A 19,106-nucleotide genomic window follows, 5' to 3' on the forward strand; every position below is an offset into this window, starting at 1 on the left:
ACGCTACAACGAGGACCCGACAATGTCACTGAATTAGAGTGACGAAAATCACATTTACCTGGCATGTTGCCCCACTTTGTCCCATGATGGGCGATTAGTTCCTGCCACTTCGTGGCGCACTCTCACAGGATCGAGGACCGCCGCGCATGACAAACTGGGCGCATGAACGATTCTGCGAAGACCCCCGCCAAACGACCGAGCGCGAACAAAGCGCGTCGCGACCTCCCCTCGACAGAGGAGTTCAGCGACTTCATGGGTTCCAAGTGGGCTCCTCCCGAGGGCGCCGCCGGCAGCCGGATGGCGGCCGCGTCATACGCCGCCACGCGCCGAGCGCGCCTCAGCGAGATGTTCCCCGGCCAGCGCATCGTCTCCCCTGCCGGAGATCTCAAGCCACGGGCCAACGACACCGACTACCGCTTCCGCCCCTTAAGCGACTTCGCCTATCTCACTGGCCTGGGCATCGATCACGAGCCTGGTGCCGTCCTGGTTTTGGAGCCCAGCAAAACAGGGCATGACGCGACGCTTTACCTGATTCCGCCTGCCACCGCCGAGGACGAGGGCTTCTACGCCGATGCTCGTTCGGGCGAGTTCTGGATTGGCCGCCGGCCCAGCCTGGCCGACTTCGAGGCCATGACTGGCATCGCAACCAAGCCGCTGAAGGACCTTCCCCGCGATATTCGCTTAGCTAGCCAGCCGCACAAGAACGTCCAGCGCGCGCTCGCCAACCTGCGCATGGTCAAAGATGCGTACGAGATTCAGCAAATGCGCGACGCGGTCGACGCGACCATTGCCGGCTTCGAGCGCGTGGTGGGGGAACTCCCCCGAGCCGTCGCCCACAAACGCGGCGAGCGCGTGATCGAGGCGACCTTTGACGGCCACGCGCGCGAGGAAGGCAACGCGGTGGGCTACGAGACCATCGCAGCATCGGGCCCACACGCGACCACCCTTCACTGGATCCGCAACGACGGCCAGGTTCACGAGGGCGACATCCTGCTCCTGGACGCTGGGGTCGAGGTCGAGAGCCTGTACACGGCGGACATCACGCGGTCGCTGCCCATCTCCGGTGAGTTCACGGACGTGCAGCGGCGTGTCTACGACGTGGTCCTCGAAGCCGCCGACGCGGCCTTTGCGGTCTCTCGCCCCGGCGCCACGTTCCGCCAGATTCACAACGCGGCCATGGAGGTCATCGAGAAGCGGCTGACCGAGTGGGGCATCGTGCCCGAGTCCACGGACCCCGACGCGCGGCTGTATCGACGCTGGATGGTTCACTCGACGTCGCACCACCTGGGACTCGACGTGCACGACTGCGCGCAGGCCAAGCGGGACCTCTACATGGACGGCGAGCTCGAGGTCGGCATGGTGTTCACCATCGAGCCCGGGCTGTACTTCCAGCCCGGCGACCTGGCGGTGCCTGCGGAGCTTCGCGGCATCGGAGTGCGCATCGAGGACGACCTCTTGGTGACCGAGGACGGAATCGAGAACCTGTCGGCGGCACTGCCGCGCGACCCTGACGCCGTGGTCAAGTGGATGGCCGGACTGCGGCATTGATGCGGCAGCAGAGCTGACCAGACCACGATGATGACTACTCCTGTGGAATCTGAAGGCGCCGCCGAGGCTGTGCCGCCCAAGCGTCGGCGGCCGTTGTGGGTCTGGCTGCTGGTCGGCATTGGGCTTGCCCTGGTATTCGTGCCGGTGGGCAAAATAGTCAGTTGCAGCGACTCGGCTGCGGGCGAGGGGTCATGCACCACCTCCTATGTGTCAGTAGTAGGCATGATCACGGGAATCGGCTACTCAGGCTCCTAGCCCCACACCCCTCACCCAGTAGCGGTCCCTCAACGTACGAAAACTGCAACTGATTTTTTCTAGCGGTCCCAAAGGGCGCGCGGGCATGAGTTGACGGTCGCGAGCGTTGCACTGGGAAGCCCCTCAGCACCAACCAGAAACGGCACCATGTCTGTCAACAGCGCATCCGTCCCACTGTCCATCCTCGACCTCGCGCCCATCGGCCCGGATGAGACTCCCAAGCAGAGCTTTGAGAATTCGGTCGCACTCGCGCAGACAGCCGAGCGCAAGGGGTACACGCGCGTCTGGTACGCCGAGCACCACAACATGCCGGTCATCGCCTCCTCTGCGACCAGCGTGCTGATCGCCCACATCGCGGCGCACACGTCGACTATCCGCCTGGGTGCCGGTGGGGTGATGCTGCCCAACCACTCGCCGCTCACCATCGCGGAGCAGTTCGGCACGCTCGAGTCGCTCCACCCAGGACGGATCGACTTGGGACTCGGCCGCGCCCCCGGTGGCGACCGCGCCATCTTCAACGCTCTGCGGCGCGACCCCGGCGCATCGGAGCAGTTCCCGCAAGACGTGCTCGAACTTCAGGCATACCTCGGAGCCGAGTCGCGCGTTGCATCGGTCAGCGCGTACCCCGGCAAGGACACCAACGTGCCGCTGTACATCCTGGGGTCGTCACTGTTCGGCGCCCAACTCGCCGCAGCACTTGGCCTGCCGTACGCGTTCGCCTCCCACTTCGCGCCCGACGCACTTCACGAGGCGGTCGCGCTGTACCGCCGCGACTTCAAGCCTTCCGAGCAGCTCGATCACCCTTACGTCATCGCTGGCGCGAATGTCTTCGCGGCAGACACGACGGCCGATGCCGAGGCGCAGTTCGAGGCGGCGCGTCGCCGTCGCGTACGTGGCATGATCGCGCGCAACCAGGCGGGCATCGAGTACACCGATGCTCAGATCGACGAGTTCCTCACGACCCCGGCGGGCGCCAACATCGCGAACATGATGCGGATGACCGCCGTGGGCACCTCGGACGAGGTCGCCGACTGGTTAAGCGAGTTCGCGCTGACCGCGCAGGCGGATGAACTCATCGTCGCGCACGGGGCACTGGACGTGGCGGACCGGCTTCGTTCCGTGGAGCTCGCTGCTCCTGCCATCTGACCAGCGCACACTTTGGGACCGCTAGGAAAAATCAGCTGCAGATTTCGTACGTTGAGGGACCGCTACGAGGTGGTGCTGCCGAGACCCCTCCTAGGCGACCTTATCGGCGAGCACCTTGATGCCCAGGCGCATGTCCTCAGCGGGCAAGTAGAACGGTAGTCGGAAGTGATCGGCTCCCGCACCCGGGATTACCTCGAATGCCGAACCCGGTGCGACCGGAACACCCGCCGCGGCGGAGCGTTGCGCGAATCGCTCCGCGCCTCCATCGGGAAGGCGGATCCACAGGCTTGGTCCTCCCACAGGCGCGGTGTACTCCCAGTCGACGTTGGCCTGCCCAATCACATCCATGGCCACCGCCAAGGACTCCCGCAACTCACCCATGCGCCACTGGAGCGTGTCGTCGTAGTGGTCGCTGAGAAGCTTGGCACCAATGCGCTGGAGCATGGCCGGCCCTCCTAGATCCATCGCAGCACGGCGGTGGCGCAGTTGTGCGGCAAGCGTCGCGTTGGTGTGCAGCCAGCCAATGCGCAGCCCGCCCCAGAACACCTTGGAAAGGCCGCCGATAGTAATCACGGACTTCCCGCCGGGAAAGGTCGCCATAGGGCTGCGCTTCACTCCGTCAAGGGAAATGTCGCCGATGATGCGGTCGTCAATGATGGTGGTGTCCGTGGCCGCCGCAGCGGCGACGAGCCGTGCCGCGTCTTCATCGGACATCGCCGTGCCGGTCGGGTTGTGGAACGTCGTGACGTAAGCCGCGTCGGGACGAGCCGCCTTGAAGAGTTTTGCGGCGGCGGACACATCCAGGCCGTCACGAGTCATGGGCAGGGCCATAGGACGAGCACCCGCGGCTGCCACCGCATCGAAGACTCCGGGGTATGTCACGGACTCGAGCGCTACTGCCCCGCCGTCGCTGGCGACACCGGTCACTGCGAGCCACACCGCCTGTTGGCCGCCAGCGGTGATCACGATCTCGTCTGACTGCGCCCTGATGCCGCTGGCCCGCAGGTGCTCCACGATCGCGCGCGTCAGGTCGATGTCGCCCAGCGCCGCATAACCATTGCCGACCACCGCCTGCCCACCCAAGAATTCTGAGGGGCTGTTGAGGGCATGGTGAACGATCGGTGCCGGTGGGGGCGAGGCGGTGTTGAACGCCACCAGTGGCGGCTGCTGGCCCACCAGGATCTGCGCGAACCGATCCTGCGGAGACAGGGCCATCACGCCGCGCGAAAGCGAACCCAGGCGCGGCGCCGCGCCCGGCGTCACCTCGAGCCACTCCTGGTCACGAAGTTGCTGGTAGGCAGCAGTCACGGTGTTGCGCGAGAGGTGGAGGCGCTGAGCTAAGGCACGCTCGGACGGCAGCCGACTCCCGTGCTCAAGCGACCCGGATTCGGCTAGCGAGACAATCGCGTCCGCGAGCTGCTGATAGAGCGGCCCGGTGCCGGACTGCCAGTGGTCGAGGACGTCGGCGAGCTGGTCGGCAGTGGTACGCATGAAGCAAGTGTCCCGCAAACTGGCCCCAATAAACAAGTGCCAAAGCGTTCTCTCTGGCCCCGAAAATCAGGAGCCAATCCATCCACGATGTGCGAGCCAGCTAACGCACGCCCAGATGCAACGGTGCCCCGTCCGTAGTCCGGACGGGGCACCGTTGCACTTACGTTACTTGTCCGCGAATCGGCGCCCAGCGCCCAATAGCGCCGCTCCAACAATGAGCATGAGCACAACGAGGGAGATGGATGACGTGGCGCCGAAACCCGTCTGAGACAACGTCTCGCTCTTGGTGCTCGTCGGCACCGCCTTGGCGGCAGTATCGCCCTCTGGTGCCTCAGCAACGACCGCAGACTCGCCAGCCGCAGTAACAGGCGTCACAACGGCGGGAATGCCCGTCGTGGCCGTGTCGACAGGGGCAGCGTCTCCACCTGTCACGACAGCGACCACTCCGTCGTCCTCTCCCTCCGTCACCGCTATTGCGGCCACAGTGACCGCCTGCCAGCCCACGATGAGGTTGTCCGCGCCGTACAGTGCAATGCGGTGAGCGCCGCCGGCAAGGGCCGTCGGAATCTGACCCGCGAAGACGCCGACGCCAAGCACGAGCGGCTCCGAGAAGGCGACGACGTGGACACCCTCGGGCGAACCCTCGATGCCGGCGCAGTCTGCATCACCAATGGTGAACATGTCCCCCACGGCGACCTCATCTGTCGGGTTGCCGTCGGCGTCGCACACAGTGATGATTCCTTCAGTCTCCGCCGTAAGATCCGCCTCGATTGGTGCAAATGGCGTAAGCACGGGGTTCGCGAACACCGGAGCCGCGGGCAACTCGAGAGTGCCCGTGTAGTGGGACCCCGTCGTCGGGTGGTGGTCTGTGTAGACGAAACCGAGCGGGGGGAGAGCATCAAGCGTGACACTTCCAGCCGCCTCGTCGGCTGCCGTGGCTTCCATCAGAAACGAACTAGGTCGGGTCGGATCATTGGTCTGATCCCAGTCGAAGTTCCATGACGTCACCATCTCCGGGTGCGAGCCGGAAACGTTCATGTCGAACGACTCCGCTCCCAGCACATAGGCGATGGTGAGCGGGAATGAAACGAAGTCGCCCTCATCAACGCGGCCGTTCGAGTTGTAGTCCACGACAATCTTCGGGGCACCCCAGGTCACAGCAATCGGGGCAGGCGTCTCGCATGCCACGTTCGATTCCAACCGCTTCGTTGTGACTGGCGCATCGACACTCGACCACGCAAATCCTGGCGCGACAGTGCCAGTGATGATCACACCAGACTGCTGACCCTCCCAATACGGCTCGACGGTCCACACGACGCCCTCCGTGTCGTCAGGTGCCACACCATAGATGTTCGCCACACCGCACGGGTCCACAATGGCCGAGTCGGGTGCAGCCTCGGGCCCGGGTATCGTCTGCCTCCCGGTCGCGGTCGGGGTGGTCGGGAGCGTGATGGTGGTCGACCCAATGTTTTTAGAGGAATCATCGTTGTCTTCATACCGGTACGTGAGTTGCAACCCGCTGCGCGACATGGAGTTGGCGTCAGCCTCGGCCGCGGTGGCTGCGAACTGCGCAACCATGTGGAAGTTCCCCGCTGTCGCGGTGTAGCCCTGGGAGCCGCCCTGCGTGACCCAGTTCCAGTTCAGCGCCATGTAGAAGTCGTTCGAGTTACCCGTGAACGGCAACGTGAGAGGGAAGGAGACCAACTCGCCATCGTCGATGAGCCCGTTGCTGTTGGTGTCGTCTACGTCAGCCAGGAACGGGGTTCCCCATTCGACATCGAACGGCTGAACACACGGGACATCCGTTCCCGCGGCCTCCCAACGGGTCTTCCCCGTCAACACATAGCCAAATGCGGCAGATGCAAGGGCCACTGCCCCGCTCGTGCCCCAGTTAACGCCGGACTGGACAGGTGGAAGAACCCAACGATCTGCGGCTGTGCCGCAGGGGTCAAGGAAGGAGGGAGCCAACGGCTCAACACTGATCAGGCGCGGCGCTCCGGCGAACGTGGTCCCCGGAATGCCGAAAGCCCCGGCGGCGTAGCCCGCCTCGTCGCCACTCGCTTCCCAGGACGCGGTCCAATCTGCTGCACCCGCCGAGATACTCACGCTGTTGTTAACCTGATCCGCGGCTGTGGCAGTGACGAGGTAACCCACGCCATAAGTGCTACTGCCATCGCCGTAGGACACATTCGTGGAGCCCTCTGGGGTTTGGAACCTAGCCTGCAGCGACCAGGGACCACCGTCATTCCAGGTTAACCGAGTACTGAGTTCAAAAAACAGCAAATCTCCCTCGTCGATCGCGCCGATGATGCCACCATCGGTAAGAAATATGGGAGCGTCCCAGGAGGACGTGAATTCGGCATCTACCCCTACTAAGGGGGCTGCCTGGGCGGGTGCTACTGCCAGGGTTCCGACCATCACGGCGGACAACGCTGCCCCTGCCGCAACCCGAGTCTTACTCATCAATACACGCTTCACTACAGCTACCTTTCTAGGGGTGCCACGCCGTCCCTCAACAGCGAAAACGTGACGCAATGTGCCAGCAATGGCATCGCGTGACCTTAGCACCAATACGCCCACAATCCGAGATCCTGCGAGGATTGCATTCCGGACCCAAAGTAGGCACAGAATCTCCTGCTAACTCACCAATTTGCTGCCCAGTCCAGAATGTCTCAAATGCGGCTTTGCCGAGTCTCACCCGGCAGTCTCGAGGCGCCCGCATGGGGCCACTCGGCCAAGAACTGGCCCCAAATAATAGGCTCCAGTTCCAGCCCGACTGGCACCTGTATCTCGGGGCCAGTCGGGCGTAGTCTCGAGGCATGAGCATCGACACCACGCACCCGGCCGGCCGCCCCTCGACCCAGCCCACCGAGGCGGATCTAGCGATCGCCCTGGACCGGGTCCACACCAACCCCGTCTCCCGAGGTCGCACTCGTCAGCGCCTCGCCCTCATCACCGAGGCCGCGCGCCGCTCTGGAAGTTACGTTGCCAACGCGCCGTACCGCGCCGTCGCCCCGGCCGATGCGCTGGCCGGCTTGGACGCTTTCCGTCGCCCCTTGCAGGACTCCCCCATCGAGCCGCGTGAGGTACTCGCCGAGTTGGACACCTTTGGCTCCCCCGCCACGGTCGTCAGCACTCACGGTCGCTACTTTGGCTTCGTCAACGGTGGCATCGACCCCACGGCTCAGGCCGCCTCAATCCTTGCGGGCACGTGGGACCAGAACGCCGCGATGCCCGTCCAGTCTCCCGTGGCCGCCACTCTGGACGATGTGGCCGGCGCATGGGTGGTTGACGCACTCGGCCTACCCTCCAGCGCCGTGGCGTCATTCTGCGGAGGAGCTACCGTGGCGAACCTGACGGCGATCATCGCCGCCCGCGACGCGCTCTACGCAAAGCAGGGCTGGGACGTCGCTCGAGACGGTCTTGTCGGCGCCCCGGCCCTGCGCATCATCCTGGGAGCGGAGGCACACGCAAGTGTCTACAAGTCGCTACGCCTCGCGGGCTTCGGCACGGCTCAGATTGAGCACGTCCCTACCGACGAGACCGGGGCGGTCCGGGCCGATGCCTTCCCTCACGACACCAGCGACGACACCCTTGTCATTCTCCAGGCGGGCAACGTCAACACCGGCGCGTCGGATCCGTTCGTGGACATCATTCCCGGCGTGCGCAAGCGCGGCGGCTGGGTCCACGTCGACGGCGCCTTTGGCCTGTGGGCGGCAGCCTCGCCCAAGCTCCGCCACCTCGTAGAAGGTAGCGAGTTGGCTGACTCGTGGACAACTGACGCCCACAAGTGGCTCAACGTTGGCTATGACTCGGGCATCGTCATCGTGCGCGACGTCGACGCCCTGGTGCGTGCAATGTCGATCGACGCCGCCTACCTGGCAACCGAGGGTGCTCCCCCCTCGATGAACCGCGGCATCCAAATCTCGCAGCGCGCCCGCGGCATCGAAACCTGGGCCATGCTCGCAAGCCACGGCAAGGAGGGCCTCGCGGACCTCATCGAACGCACCTGCGAACTCGCCACACGCTTTGCCAACAACTTGGCCGACGGCGGCGTGGAGATCCTCTGCACCCCCGTCCTCAACCAGGTGCTGGTCTCCTTTGGCGACGACGTCACCACCAACAAGGTCATTGACGCGGTTCAACTCGAGGGCACCATGTGGGCGGGCGCCAGCGAGTGGCACGGCCGGCGGGCAATGCGCCTATCCGTCTCAGATGCAGCTACCACTACGGATGACGTAGATGCTAGTGCGATCGCACTCTTGCGGGCCTGGGGGGCAGTGACGCTACGTTAGGAGGGTGAATGAGTTCGTTCCGACGCCCCCTCCCGAGGTCAGGATCGATAGCGCGCTCGTGACGACCCTTTTACAGGAGCAACACCCGGACCTCGCGGATCTGGCGTTGGGTGACCGCCACGAGGGGTGGGACAACGTCACGTGGCGGCTAGGGGATGACCTCGCCGTGCGTATGCCACGCCGCGCCATCGCCTCCACGCTGGTCGCGACCGAACTGGCCTGGTTGCCGCGAGTGGGCCGGGACTGGCCGTTCCGGGCACCGCTCGCGGTGCGCATCGGAGACCCCTCGGACCGGTATCCGTGGCACTGGTCAGTGGTGCCGTGGATCGATGGCCACCTTGCCTTTGACGAGCCCCTCAGCGCCCTGGGTGCCCACGACCTGGGGCTCGCCCTCGCCGCCCTCCATCAGCCGGCTCCCGCCGATGCTCCCATCAACCCGTTCCGCTCCAGCCCACTGTCTGAACGCCTTGACAGGGCACGAGCGCGCATCGATGCCCTCGCAAGCCAACAGGCCACTCATCCCGCTCCCAACGGCGCGGTGCTCGACGTTGACGCCGCAGAAGCCCTCATCCGTCGCGGTGTACGGGGAACCCGACCGGAACGGGTCTGTGCGCACCTGGACCTTCACGGGGAGAATGTCATTACCGCCAGCGGCCGACTCTCCGGGATCATCGACTGGGGCGACGCAGGGGCGGGCGACCGCGCTACGGACCTCGGCCAGGCCTATGTCCTGTTGGGACCAACGCTGTGGCGGGTCATGTTGGAGGCGTACGGCGGCGTCAACCGAGCCACCCGTGAGCGCGCCAAAGCCGAGGCGGTCGCGTATGCCGTCACTCTCGCGACCATGACGGACGGCCCCTACGCCGCCTGCGGCTGGGACGCCCTGGTATCCCTAGGGGTAGCGGTCCCCGCGGCCTAAGCCGCCCCCGCGCCGCCCAATGCGGCTCCGACCTCCTCGCGGACGGCATCGGCTCCCTGAGTCCCTGGCCCTGCGGCACTAGGATGATGCGCATGAGCACCACGAACGACCGCGTCTATGTCGCGCGCCTGGCGGGCACAACTGTGTTCGACCCCATCGGCGACTCCGTGGGCCGCGTGCGCGATGTAGTGATGCTGGTGCGTCGCAGCGGCGCGCCCACCGCCGTGGGCCTCGTGGTCGAGGTGCCAGGCCGCCGCCGAGTGTTCATGCCCCTGACCCGCGTCACCTCGATTGCCGCTGGCCAGGTGATTTGCACGGGCGTGATCAACCTGCGCCGCTTCCAGGCACGCGGCTCCGAGACCCTCGCCATCGCGGAACTCTTTGAGCGCAGCGTCAAGCTCAAGGAAGACAAGTCCACCGCGCACATCGAGGACATTGCGATCGAGCGGGATCACACGCGCACGTGGCGAGTCACCAAGTTGTATGTGCGCAGCGCCGAGCGCCGCAAGGGCGTGCTGGGCTTCTCGCGCAAGGGCGAGACTTTCGTGGTCGACGCCGATGCCGTGACTGGCCTGGCAATTCGTGACAAGTTGCAGGGCGCGGCCCTGGTGATTCAGACCTTCGCGAACCACAAGCCAGCCGACCTCGCCGCCGCACTGATGGAGATGTCGCCCCAGCGCTCCGCGGAGATCGCAGCTGCGCTGGACAACGAGCGGCTCGCCGACGTGCTCGAGGAACTTCCAGAAGAAGACCAGATCCAATTGCTGTCCACCCTGCGGTCCGAGCGTGCCGCGGATGTGCTGGAAGCCATGGATCCCGACGACGCGGCCGACCTACTAGGCGATCTGCCCGCGAGCGAGGCCGAGGCACTGCTGCAGCTGATGCAGCCCGAGGACGCCAACTCGGTGCGCCAGTTACTCGACTACGACGACGACTCCGCCGGTGGTCTCATGACCACGGAGCCCGTGATCGTAGGCCCGGAGACCACCGTCGCCACCGCCCTTGCGATGGTGCGCCGCCAGGAGATGCCACCCGCGCTCGCGTCCATGGTGTTCGTGGTGCGGCCTCCGGTGGAGACTCCCACCGGCCGGTACATCGGCCTGGTACACATCCAGCGCCTGCTGCGCGAGCCGCCGCATGAATCTATTGGCGGTTTTGTCGACCCGGCCATCTCGGCCCTCGCAGTCACCGATACCCTCGCGGAGATCTCCCGCCTCATGGCGGCCTACGACATCCTCGCGCTGCCCGTAGTGGACGACGACAACCGCCTACTGGGCGCGATCTCGATCGACGACGTGCTCGACCATCTACTCCCGGCCGACTGGCGCGAGCAGACCGAACTCGACGTGAGCGAAGAGATTCAGACCACCAAGGGAGGCTCCGATGGCTGAACGCCTCGACCGCCCCAAGTCCGACCAGCACCGCTTCACGTGGCGACGCGGCCCCAAGGGCTCGGACCGCTTTGGCGCCTTCTCCGAGGGCATCGCGAGATTCCTCGGCACGCCCCGTTTCTTGCTCTACCTCACGGTGTTCTGCATCGCGTGGATCGCGTGGAACATCTGGGCGCCCGCTGACATGCGCTTCGACTCAGCTGCGCGCGGCTTCACCGCGCTGACGCTGATGCTGTCCCTTCAGGCCTCATATGCCGCGCCCCTGATCCTGCTTGCGCAGAACCGCCAGGACGACCGCGACAAGGTGGGAGCCGAGCAGGACCGTCAGCGCGCCGAGCGCTCGCTCGCTGACACGGAGTATTTGGCCCGCGAGGTCGCGGCACTGCGTCACGCGGTATCCGACACCGCCACGCGTGACTTCGTTCGCTCGGAGCTGCGCGCCCTGCTCGAGGAGCTGCGCTCAGACGACGAGGCCGGTCACGACGACCGCCCCCGCGAACGCTCATCCTCAAAGTCGGAGCGTCCCAAGAAGTAGTCGTTTCATTCGGCCAGGGCTACCGCCTACGATGGACACATGCCTACGGTTGAACTAATTCAGACTGCCCTGTCCAAGGTCATTGACCCGGAGATCCGCCGTCCCATTACGGAAATCGGCATGGTGCGCTCCGTCGATTTATCGGACGATGGCGTGGCCACCGTTGGCATTGATCTCACCACCGAGGGCTGCCCGATGAAGGCCCGCATTACCGACGACGTCAGCAAGGCTGCGAGCTCCGTTGCAGGCGTGACTGACGTCAAGATCGAGCTGGGCGTCATGAGCGAGGAGCAGCGCCTCGGCCTGCGCTCGATGCTCCGCGGCGGCAAGCCTGAGCCGGTCATCCAATTCACGCAGCCCGGCAACATGACGCGCATCTACGCCGTCGCCTCGGGCAAGGGCGGTGTGGGCAAGTCCACCGTGACCGCCAACCTCGCGGCTGCCATGGCGGCCGACGGCCTCAAGGTGGGCGTGCTTGACGCGGACATCTTCGGCTTCTCGATCCCCGGCATGCTGGGCGTCGAGGGTCAGCCCACGCGCATCGACGACATGTTGCTGCCCCCCATCGCGAACGAGGTCAAGGCCGTGTCGATTGGCATGTTCGTGCCCTCCGGCCAGCCGGTCGTCTGGCGCGGACCCATGCTGCACCGCGCGATCGAGCAGTTCCTCGCGGATGTCTACTGGGGCGACCTGGACGTGTTGCTGCTGGACCTCCCCCCTGGCACGGGCGACATCGCCATCTCCGTCGCACAGCTGCTTCCGCACGCCGAGCTCCTCGTGGTCACCACCCCGCAGTCGGCCGCAGCGGACGTCGCCGAGCGCGCAGGATCGATCGCCACGCAGACGTCACAGAACGTGGTGGGCGTTATCGAGAACATGGCCTGGCTCGAACAGCCCGATGGATCGCGTCTGGAGATCTTTGGCTCGGGTGGCGGCCAGATCGTATCCGACCGCCTCACCAAGGTGCTCGGTACCTCAGTGCCGCTCATGGGCCAGATCCCGCTTGATATTCAAGCGCGAGAAGCCGGCGACGACGGCACCCCAGTCGTCCTCGCTCACCCGGAGTCCCCCGCGGCGGTCGAGTTGCGCAAGATCTCGCGCATGCTCGCCAGCCGTCAGCGCGGCCTCGCGGGTCGCTCGCTGGGCGTCACACCCAAGTAGTCGGAAGCGCGGCCCTGGCCGCGCCGTCAATCAGTCGAGGTCGATGCGGCCTGAGGGCTTGGCGCCCCAGCCGACGATGATCGCGGCCACCAGGCCGGCCAGCACTCCTCCGGCAGAGATAGCCGGGGTGGCCAGCGCTATAAGCAACGCGTCGTTGAAGCCGGGGCCCGAGGCGCCGATCTGCTCGAGAGCGGAAATCGAGCCCGATGCCGCGCCGGTGACCGCCATAATGTGCACGCCGAGCGCGGTGGCCACGAACGCCACGATCTGAGTGAGCAGCCCCTTGGCCTCGGACAGGTAACGAACAGTGAAGCCCACCGCAGCGGCCATGAGCGCTCCGAGCAGGATCATTGCGAAGGCACCAGGCTTGTTCGGCACCAGCACTGACAGCAGAAGGCCCAGCACGAATGCGACCACCAGCGCGGCGGTCAACACCCCCATGCGGTTGCGGCGCAACGACTCCAGAAACGACATTCCGACCTCACCCGCGCGGGCTGTTCGGGACGGCTTTGCGGGGGAGGCCGATGCGACGGGTTCACCCGGCTTGGTAGGCACGGTGGGCTGTGGCTCGGGGCTGGGCGTGGTGGCCATGGGCTACTCCTTAGTCGAACGCTGTCGTCTGTTCCCGTTCATCATCGCACGCTGCCACTGACACTCACCTCCCACGACAGCGAGGACACTGGCAGAATTCAACTATGGCGCAGAACCCGGAGGATCTAGCCCCGCTGTGGCGCATACCGTGGACCACGGAACACGGCGAAGCGCGCGCCCGCGAACTCTTCCACCACACGTTCGGCGCTGCCCCCACCACGTTCCAGTCAGCACCTGGCCGGGTCACACTCATCGGCGACCACACGGACTACGCAGGCGGCCTTTGCCTGACCACAGTTCTGGACCATCAGACATTTGTCGCGGCCCGGGCGAGGGACGATGCGCGGGTGCGAGTCGTTTCCGCGCAAGGCGGCTTGGTCGAGGGGCCCGACCACGTGTGGGAGGGAGATCTCACCGCACTCACCCACGCGAATGGACTAGGTTGGGCGCGTCACGTCGTGGGCGTGCTGTGGGCGCTCATGGAGCGGGGGTTTGCCTCACGGGGCATGGACATCGCGATCGACAGCTGTGTGCCCATCGGTGCTGGGCTGGGGTCCTCAGCCTCCCTACAGTGTGCGGTCGCGCTCGCGGTGAACGACTGCTGGGAATTGCTGCTCGACTCCCCCGAGGGCCGCTCGGAGCTAGCGGAGGCCGCCATCGACGCGGAGACGCGCTTTGTCCAAGTCCCCACCGGCGGGCTCGACCACTACAGCATCATGCAGTGCGAACGCGGCCAAGCGGTTCTGCTGGACTTCGCGACCCGGCCTCCCGTTCTCACGCAGCTGCCACTGTACTTTCCCGAGTACGGACTATGCCTACTGGTGATTGATACGTCCGAGCGCCGGGACCTTAGGGACGCTCACTACGCGAAGCGCCGAGCGTCCTGCGAGGCTGCTGCGAGGCAACTGGGCGCCCCGTCGTTGCGAGACGTCTTCGAGTCACCACAGTGGCTGCGCCGCGTCAACCAACTCCGGGATCCCGTCGTGCGAGCACGGGCGCGCCACGTAGTAACCGAGCTGCACAGGGTACGTCTCATCACAGACGAGCTCGCCGGGACTGGCCCTGCACATGAGAGATTCGTGAATGCGGGCAAGGCGATGTACCGCTCCCACGCGTCGTTGGACGTCGACTTTAAGGTGAGCACCGACGCGCTCAACCTCGCGGTCGACTCGGCTTTTCGCGTGGGCGCTCTGGGGGCGCGGCTAGTGGGAGCAGGTTTTGGCGGGTCGGCAATTGCGTTGGTGCGAAGGACGCAAGTGGAGACCACCGCGCGCCTGATTAACGCCGCCTTTGCTGATCGCACTCTGGCACGCCCCGCGTTCCTGACGGTTTAGGTCGGGTTTGGGCCTATCCCAGGTCGTAGTCGACCACGAGCGGCGCGTGGTCGGTCCAGCGCGCATCCCAGGACGCCTGCCGATCAACCCGGGCGGCCGTTACGGCTGCAGCGAGAATAGGCGTCGCGAGTTGGTAGTCGATCCGCCATCCGGCATTGTTGTCGAACGCCTGCCCACGCATTGACCACCACGTGTATTCGCCCTCGGCGTCGCCCACCACCTGGCGGTGAGTATCGACCCAGCCAGCGGCGAACCACTTGTCCAGGTAGGCGCGCTCCTCGGGCAGGAAACCGGCAGCCTTGAGATTTCCCTTCCAGTTCTTGATGTCGTTGTTGGTGTGCGCGATGTTGATGTCGCCCATCACCACCACACGCTCGTACTCGTCGGCAAGTTCGGCGAGGCGCGCGGTCATCGACTCCAGGAACTCGTACTTGTCGTCCATCTTTGGTGTGCCTGCCGTGCCGGAGTGCACGTAGGTGGAAACCACGCGTACCGGACCCGCCGGGCTCTGCACCGTGGCCTCAACCCAGCGCCCGGTGTGGGTAGCCTCAGAATGGATCGCACCGGCGACACCGAGTCCGTAGACCACGTCAGTCAACTCGGTACGCGACAAGATGGCGACACCGGAGCGGCCCTTCTGCTCCGAGGCTTGGTGCTCCACATGCCAGCTATCCGGGAACGCAGCGGTGACCACCTCATCGGGTGCCCGCACTTCCTGCAGGCAGATGACGTCGGCTTCAACGCCGTCCATCCACTCGGTCATGCCCTTCTTAAGGGCGGCGCGGACTCCATTGACATTGACGGAAACTATTCGCATGAACCGAGCCTAACGGGACGTGGCGTGCTCCCTCGACGGCGGTCGGGCATTCCCATTCCCGCCACCGGTCGTGGTGCCTGGCGTGTCCTCGGAAACCGTACGTGGAGCGAAGATTCGGTCGCCAATCTTCATGAGGGGTCGCTGGATCAATCGGTCGCGTACAAGTTCGATCGCGGTCGCCGCCGCGTAGACAACCAGCGTGAACCCGATCGCGTGCCACCACAACGTTGAGGGGTCCGCGGCTGCGCGCTCGGTGCCCACCCAGCTCTCCCAGATCAGCGGTCGCAGGATCGCGTTGTCGTGGATGAGGTAGACGCCAAAAGTCGCCGCGGCGATGGTGTTGATAGCAGGCGAGAAGCGCGGCCGCATCTTGGTCACGGCCACCAGTCCACAGATCGCAGACAACGCCACGAAGGGGGCGTATTGTGAGCGCATCAACTCAGGATCGAAGCCAAGCCCAGGATTGGTCGCGGCCACGTCGCTGGCAAGCAGCGTCGTCACCGGCACCAACGCGGCGAAGGCGGCGGCCGATGCTGCCCACCATTTAGCGGGCCCGCTCACCCGGTACTTGGCGACATACGCGGCCACCAGGTACAGCGCGACAAACCACGTCATGCTGTTGGCACCGAACTTGACATCGGGAATCACTGAGAGCACGCTCCACGCAATCAGGACTACTGCGACCAGCGTGAGGTGCTGACGCTGCGACATAGCCTTCACCAGCAGGTTAATAAAGGGCGAGAAGATCATCAGCATCACGTAGACCGTGACGAACCAATAGAACTCTGTCGCAACAGGGAAGAGCGCGCGCCACGTGGTCTCGGTGTCGACGCGGTCCGGGATCCAGATCAGCGCGACAATGAGGATCATCCACGAGGTTGACCACACCTGAATCAGGATTGAACGGAGCCCGCGCCACCGGAAGGTGGACTGCGCCATGAAGTACGCGCCGATCAGCACAAAGGCGTCGACTCCCCACTTGCCCATGGTGGAGTAGCCAGTCAGGAAGCGCTCGGCGTCGCTGGGATCTGCCGAGCCGAGCACGCCGCCGTGCACTCCGTAGTGGTACGACACGATCGCCAGCATCGCGAGGATGCGGTAAACCTCGATCACCGAGTTGCGTTGTCTAGCCATGGCCTGACCCATTCCGACGCCGGGGGCGCCAGGTAGTGGGCGCCACGCTGCGCAAGGATTGGTTGAGCGTCTCAAATGTCACAAAGAGGTAACGCCTGAGGCGCCCAGCTTACTCCCGAGCGTCAGGATTCAGCTGGCGCGTTCGGCGCTTTCCACCACGTTGCTCAGCAGCATCGCTCGTGTCATCGGACCCACTCCCCCAGGATTGGGCGAGTACCAGGAGGACTTGGCCACGGCATCGGCCGCAATGTCGCCGGCCACCTTGGACTTGCCCGTCTCCGGGTCGGTGACGCGCGAGACGCCTACGTCGATCAGCACCACGCCATCCTTGACCATGTCCGCGTCTATGAGGTTGTGGACGCCAGCGGCGGCGACGATCACGTCGGCGTTGCGGGTGTGGTTGGCGAGGTCGCCGGTCCCGGTGTGGCACAGCGTGACGGTCGCGTTCACGGCCTTACGGGTCAGCAGCAAACCGATGCTGCGGCCCACGGTCGTGCCTCGACCGACCACGGTCACGTTCTTGCCATTGAGCGAAATGCCGTGGCGTTCGATGAGCTCGATGATGCCCTTGGGTGTGCAGGGCAGCGAACTCGTGACGTCCTCCGCGGTGCGCAGGACTAAGCGCCCCAAATTGGTGGGGTGCAGGCCGTCCGCGTCCTTGTCCGCATCTATTAACTCGAGGACGCGATTGGTGTCGATGCCCGCCGGGAGTGGGAGCTGGACGATGTATCCAGTGCAGTCGGGGTTCTCGTTGAGGCGCGTGACTGCGGCCTCGATGTCCTCCTGCGTCGCGGTCTCCGGCAGGTCCTCACGGATGGACGTAATGCCCACCTCGGCGCAGTCCTTGTGCTTGCCGTTGACGTACCAGGTGGAACCCGGGTCTTCACCCACGAGCAGTGTCCCAAGGCCCGGGTTGATGCCCCGGGCCTTGAGAACGCTGACGCGTTCGGTGAGTTCCGACTTGATGGCAGACGCGGTGGCCTTGCCATCGAGGACCTGTGATGAATTCTGTGCGGTCATGTCAGACTCCCGTTTCGCTGCTACTACTGCTGGAGCCCGTCGTAGAGGGGGAATCCGTCGGTGAGCGTGAGGACGCGTGCACGCAGTGCAGCGGTGTCCGCGCCGCCCTTCAGGGCAGTAGCGATGACGTCGGCGACCTCGGTGAACTCCTCGGCGCCAAAGCCGCGCGAAGCCAGCGCAGCGGTGCCGATGCGCACCCCGGAGGTGACCATCGGCGGGCGGGGGTCGAACGGAACCGCGTTGCGGTTAACGGTGATGCCACACTCGTGGAGGAGGTCCTCGGCCTGCTGACCGTCGAGCTGCGAGTTGCGTAGGTCGGCCAGCACCAGGTGGACGTCAGTGCCGCCAGAGACGACGTTGACGCCGGCCTCGATGGCATCGGGAGAAACCAGGCGCTCTGCGATGATGTTTGCACCCTCGAGGACGCGCTCCTGGCGCTCCTTGAATTCCGCACCGGCGGCCGCCTTGAGCGCGACTGCCTTGGCGGCAATTACGTGCATGAGCGGGCCACCCTGCTGACCAGGGAAGACTGCGGAGTTGAGCTTCTTGGCGAGCTCCATGTCGCGCGACACGATCAAGCCCGAGCGGGGGCCGCCCAGGGTCTTGTGCACCGTCGTCGAGACGACATCGGAGTGCGGGACTGGGCTGGGGTGCAGACCCGCGGCGACCAGGCCGGCAAAGTGAGCCATATCGGTCCACAGCTTGGCGCCGACCTCGTCGGCAATAGCGCGGAAGGCCGCGAAGTCCATGTGGCGGGGGTACGCGGACCAGCCGGCGATGATGACATCGGGACGCTCGGCGAGCGCCTGCTCACGGACACGGTCCATGTCCACCAGGTGAGTGTCTTCCTCGACGCCATACGCGGCAACCTCGTAGAGCTTGCCGGAGAAGTTGAGCTTCATGCCGTGTGTGAGGTGGCCGCCATGGGGAAGCGAGAGGCCCATGATCTTGTCACCAGGCTTGATCAGCGCGTGCAGGACGGCCGCATTGGCGGTCGCGCCCGAGTGGGGCTGGACGTTGGCGTACTCGGCGCCAAAGAGAGACTTGGCGCGCTCGATGGCGAGGTTCTCAGCCTTGTCGACCTCTTCGCAGCCACCGTAGTAGCGACGGCCCGGGTAGCCCTCAGCGTACTTGTTGGTCAGGACCGAGCCCTGAGCCTGCAGCACGGAGCGCGGCACAAAGTTCTCGGAGGCAATCATCTCGAGCGTGCCCTGCTGACGGGCGAGTTCGCTGTCCAGGATGGCGGCGATGTCGGGGTCGTAGTCCTGCAGCGTCGCGTTCATGACTGCTGCGGTTGCGCTGGAATCGGTGCTCATTGGCGTTCCTTGAGGTCGTGGCGGGCAGGCCGCCGGCTTGTCAGTTCTCCGGTGACCATGGCCCAGGCGGACGACCATCAGTCTTTTCCAGTGCCGCTTCCTCGTGGTAACCCACTGCGCCAGTCGCGACGTGGGCCAGTCTAGCAAGGTCAT

Annotated in this window: 16 protein-coding genes and 1 riboswitch; of the genes, 9 read left to right on the forward strand and 7 right to left on the reverse strand. The window is 65.2% G+C overall.

Annotated elements, in window-relative coordinates; translation table 11 throughout:
* Positions 1 to 162 precede the first annotated feature (162 nt).
* From AOP77_RS10010 to AOP77_RS10020, 3 genes are all read left to right on the forward strand, one after another.
* Entirely contained in the window at positions 163 to 1,548 is a 1,386-nt protein-coding gene (locus tag AOP77_RS10010; protein ID WP_062213149.1) for an aminopeptidase P family protein, read from the forward strand.
* Between the two features lie 30 nt (positions 1,549 to 1,578).
* Positions 1,579 to 1,803, forward strand: coding sequence for a hypothetical protein (locus AOP77_RS10015; protein WP_152649858.1), 225 nt, complete (start codon positions 1,579 to 1,581; stop codon positions 1,801 to 1,803).
* A gap of 147 nt (positions 1,804 to 1,950) precedes the next feature.
* Entirely contained in the window at positions 1,951 to 2,949 is a 999-nt protein-coding gene (locus tag AOP77_RS10020) for an LLM class flavin-dependent oxidoreductase (protein ID WP_062213158.1), read from the forward strand.
* 90 nt (positions 2,950 to 3,039) lie between these two features.
* On the opposite strand, the gene AOP77_RS10025 is transcribed toward AOP77_RS10020, so the two are convergent.
* Both AOP77_RS10025 and AOP77_RS10030 read right to left on the reverse strand, forming a co-directional pair.
* Positions 3,040 to 4,440, reverse strand: coding sequence for an aminotransferase-like domain-containing protein (locus AOP77_RS10025; protein WP_062213161.1), 1,401 nt, complete (start codon positions 4,438 to 4,440; stop codon positions 3,040 to 3,042).
* Between the two features lie 165 nt (positions 4,441 to 4,605).
* On the reverse strand, positions 4,606 to 6,903 hold the full coding sequence (locus AOP77_RS10030; protein WP_062213164.1) for a hypothetical protein: 2,298 nt from the start codon (positions 6,901 to 6,903) through the stop codon (positions 4,606 to 4,608).
* Between the two features lie 356 nt (positions 6,904 to 7,259).
* Here AOP77_RS10030 and AOP77_RS10035 point away from each other — a divergent pair, with 356 nt between their 5' ends.
* The 5 genes from AOP77_RS10035 to AOP77_RS10055 all read left to right on the forward strand — a co-directional run bounded on the left by AOP77_RS10035 (position 7,260) and on the right by AOP77_RS10055 (position 12,741).
* Positions 7,260 to 8,735 (forward strand): pyridoxal phosphate-dependent decarboxylase family protein, encoded by a 1,476-nt coding sequence (locus AOP77_RS10035; RefSeq protein WP_084622532.1) that lies wholly within the window; start codon positions 7,260 to 7,262, stop codon positions 8,733 to 8,735.
* Positions 8,736 to 8,739: 4 nt separating this feature from the next.
* A complete protein-coding gene (locus AOP77_RS10040) occupies positions 8,740 to 9,654 on the forward strand; it encodes a phosphotransferase (RefSeq protein ID WP_062213167.1) in 915 nt (304 codons plus the stop codon).
* 92 nt (positions 9,655 to 9,746) lie between these two features.
* Positions 9,747 to 11,045 carry a magnesium transporter MgtE N-terminal domain-containing protein gene (locus AOP77_RS10045; protein WP_062213170.1) on the forward strand — a complete coding sequence of 433 codons (1,299 nt, stop codon included), beginning with the start codon at positions 9,747 to 9,749 and terminating at the stop codon, positions 11,043 to 11,045.
* The gene (locus AOP77_RS10050; protein ID WP_062213173.1) at positions 11,038 to 11,580 is read left to right on the forward strand and encodes a DUF1003 domain-containing protein; all 543 of its coding nucleotides are present in this window, start codon (positions 11,038 to 11,040) and stop codon (positions 11,578 to 11,580) included. The genes AOP77_RS10045 and AOP77_RS10050 overlap by 8 nt, the downstream gene beginning before the upstream one ends.
* 39 nt (positions 11,581 to 11,619) lie before the next feature.
* Complete coding sequence (locus AOP77_RS10055; protein ID WP_061962836.1) at positions 11,620 to 12,741, forward strand: Mrp/NBP35 family ATP-binding protein; 1,122 nt, start codon at positions 11,620 to 11,622, stop codon at positions 12,739 to 12,741.
* 30 nt (positions 12,742 to 12,771) lie between these two features.
* Here AOP77_RS10055 and AOP77_RS10060 read toward each other — a convergent pair whose 3' ends face one another.
* Positions 12,772 to 13,332: a hypothetical protein gene (locus AOP77_RS10060; protein WP_062213176.1), complete on the reverse strand. Its 561-nt coding sequence runs from the start codon at positions 13,330 to 13,332 to the stop codon at positions 12,772 to 12,774.
* Between the two features lie 104 nt (positions 13,333 to 13,436).
* Between AOP77_RS10060 and AOP77_RS10065 the strand changes: the two genes are divergently transcribed.
* Complete coding sequence (locus tag AOP77_RS10065; RefSeq protein WP_062213179.1) at positions 13,437 to 14,666, forward strand: galactokinase; 1,230 nt, start codon at positions 13,437 to 13,439, stop codon at positions 14,664 to 14,666.
* 13 nt (positions 14,667 to 14,679) lie between these two features.
* On the opposite strand, the gene AOP77_RS10070 is transcribed toward AOP77_RS10065, so the two are convergent.
* The 4 genes from AOP77_RS10070 to glyA form a co-directional block, all read right to left on the reverse strand.
* Positions 14,680 to 15,483 carry an exodeoxyribonuclease III gene (locus AOP77_RS10070; protein ID WP_062213182.1) on the reverse strand — a complete coding sequence of 268 codons (804 nt, stop codon included), beginning with the start codon at positions 15,481 to 15,483 and terminating at the stop codon, positions 14,680 to 14,682.
* A gap of 9 nt (positions 15,484 to 15,492) precedes the next feature.
* Positions 15,493 to 16,617 (reverse strand): acyltransferase, encoded by a 1,125-nt coding sequence (locus AOP77_RS10075; protein WP_160300072.1) that lies wholly within the window; start codon positions 16,615 to 16,617, stop codon positions 15,493 to 15,495.
* A gap of 129 nt (positions 16,618 to 16,746) precedes the next feature.
* Positions 16,747 to 17,637 (reverse strand): bifunctional methylenetetrahydrofolate dehydrogenase/methenyltetrahydrofolate cyclohydrolase, encoded by an 891-nt coding sequence (locus tag AOP77_RS10080; protein WP_062213188.1) that lies wholly within the window; start codon positions 17,635 to 17,637, stop codon positions 16,747 to 16,749.
* 23 nt (positions 17,638 to 17,660) lie between these two features.
* Positions 17,661 to 18,953 carry a serine hydroxymethyltransferase gene (gene glyA, locus AOP77_RS10085; protein WP_062213191.1) on the reverse strand — a complete coding sequence of 431 codons (1,293 nt, stop codon included), beginning with the start codon at positions 18,951 to 18,953 and terminating at the stop codon, positions 17,661 to 17,663.
* 53 nt (positions 18,954 to 19,006) lie between these two features.
* Positions 19,007 to 19,090: riboswitch (ZMP/ZTP riboswitch) on the reverse strand.
* Between the last annotated feature and the right edge of the window lie 16 nt (positions 19,091 to 19,106).

The organism is Demequina oxidasica, assembly GCF_000975115.1.
Lineage (GTDB): Bacteria > Actinomycetota > Actinomycetes > Actinomycetales > Demequinaceae > Demequina > Demequina oxidasica.

Bases quoted from the DNA above. Each gene is read 5' to 3' on its own strand.
- AOP77_RS10010 (WP_062213149.1), top strand. From the start codon at position 163: ATGAACGATTCTGCGAAGACCCCCGCCAAACGACCGAGCGCGAACAAA.
- AOP77_RS10015 (WP_152649858.1), top strand. From the start codon at position 1,579: ATGACTACTCCTGTGGAATCTGAAGGCGCCGCCGAGGCTGTGCCGCCC.
- AOP77_RS10020 (WP_062213158.1), top strand. From the start codon at position 1,951: ATGTCTGTCAACAGCGCATCCGTCCCACTGTCCATCCTCGACCTCGCG.
- AOP77_RS10025 (WP_062213161.1), bottom strand. From the start codon at position 4,440: ATGCGTACCACTGCCGACCAGCTCGCCGACGTCCTCGACCACTGGCAG.
- AOP77_RS10030 (WP_062213164.1), bottom strand. From the start codon at position 6,903: ATGAGTAAGACTCGGGTTGCGGCAGGGGCAGCGTTGTCCGCCGTGATG.
- AOP77_RS10035 (WP_084622532.1), top strand. From the start codon at position 7,260: ATGAGCATCGACACCACGCACCCGGCCGGCCGCCCCTCGACCCAGCCC.
- AOP77_RS10045 (WP_062213170.1), top strand. From the start codon at position 9,747: ATGAGCACCACGAACGACCGCGTCTATGTCGCGCGCCTGGCGGGCACA.
- AOP77_RS10050 (WP_062213173.1), top strand. From the start codon at position 11,038: ATGGCTGAACGCCTCGACCGCCCCAAGTCCGACCAGCACCGCTTCACG.
- AOP77_RS10055 (WP_061962836.1), top strand. From the start codon at position 11,620: ATGCCTACGGTTGAACTAATTCAGACTGCCCTGTCCAAGGTCATTGAC.
- AOP77_RS10060 (WP_062213176.1), bottom strand. From the start codon at position 13,332: ATGGCCACCACGCCCAGCCCCGAGCCACAGCCCACCGTGCCTACCAAG.
- AOP77_RS10065 (WP_062213179.1), top strand. From the start codon at position 13,437: ATGGCGCAGAACCCGGAGGATCTAGCCCCGCTGTGGCGCATACCGTGG.
- AOP77_RS10070 (WP_062213182.1), bottom strand. From the start codon at position 15,483: ATGCGAATAGTTTCCGTCAATGTCAATGGAGTCCGCGCCGCCCTTAAG.
- AOP77_RS10075 (WP_160300072.1), bottom strand. From the start codon at position 16,617: ATGGCTAGACAACGCAACTCGGTGATCGAGGTTTACCGCATCCTCGCG.
- AOP77_RS10080 (WP_062213188.1), bottom strand. From the start codon at position 17,637: ATGACCGCACAGAATTCATCACAGGTCCTCGATGGCAAGGCCACCGCG.
- glyA (WP_062213191.1), bottom strand. From the start codon at position 18,953: ATGAGCACCGATTCCAGCGCAACCGCAGCAGTCATGAACGCGACGCTG.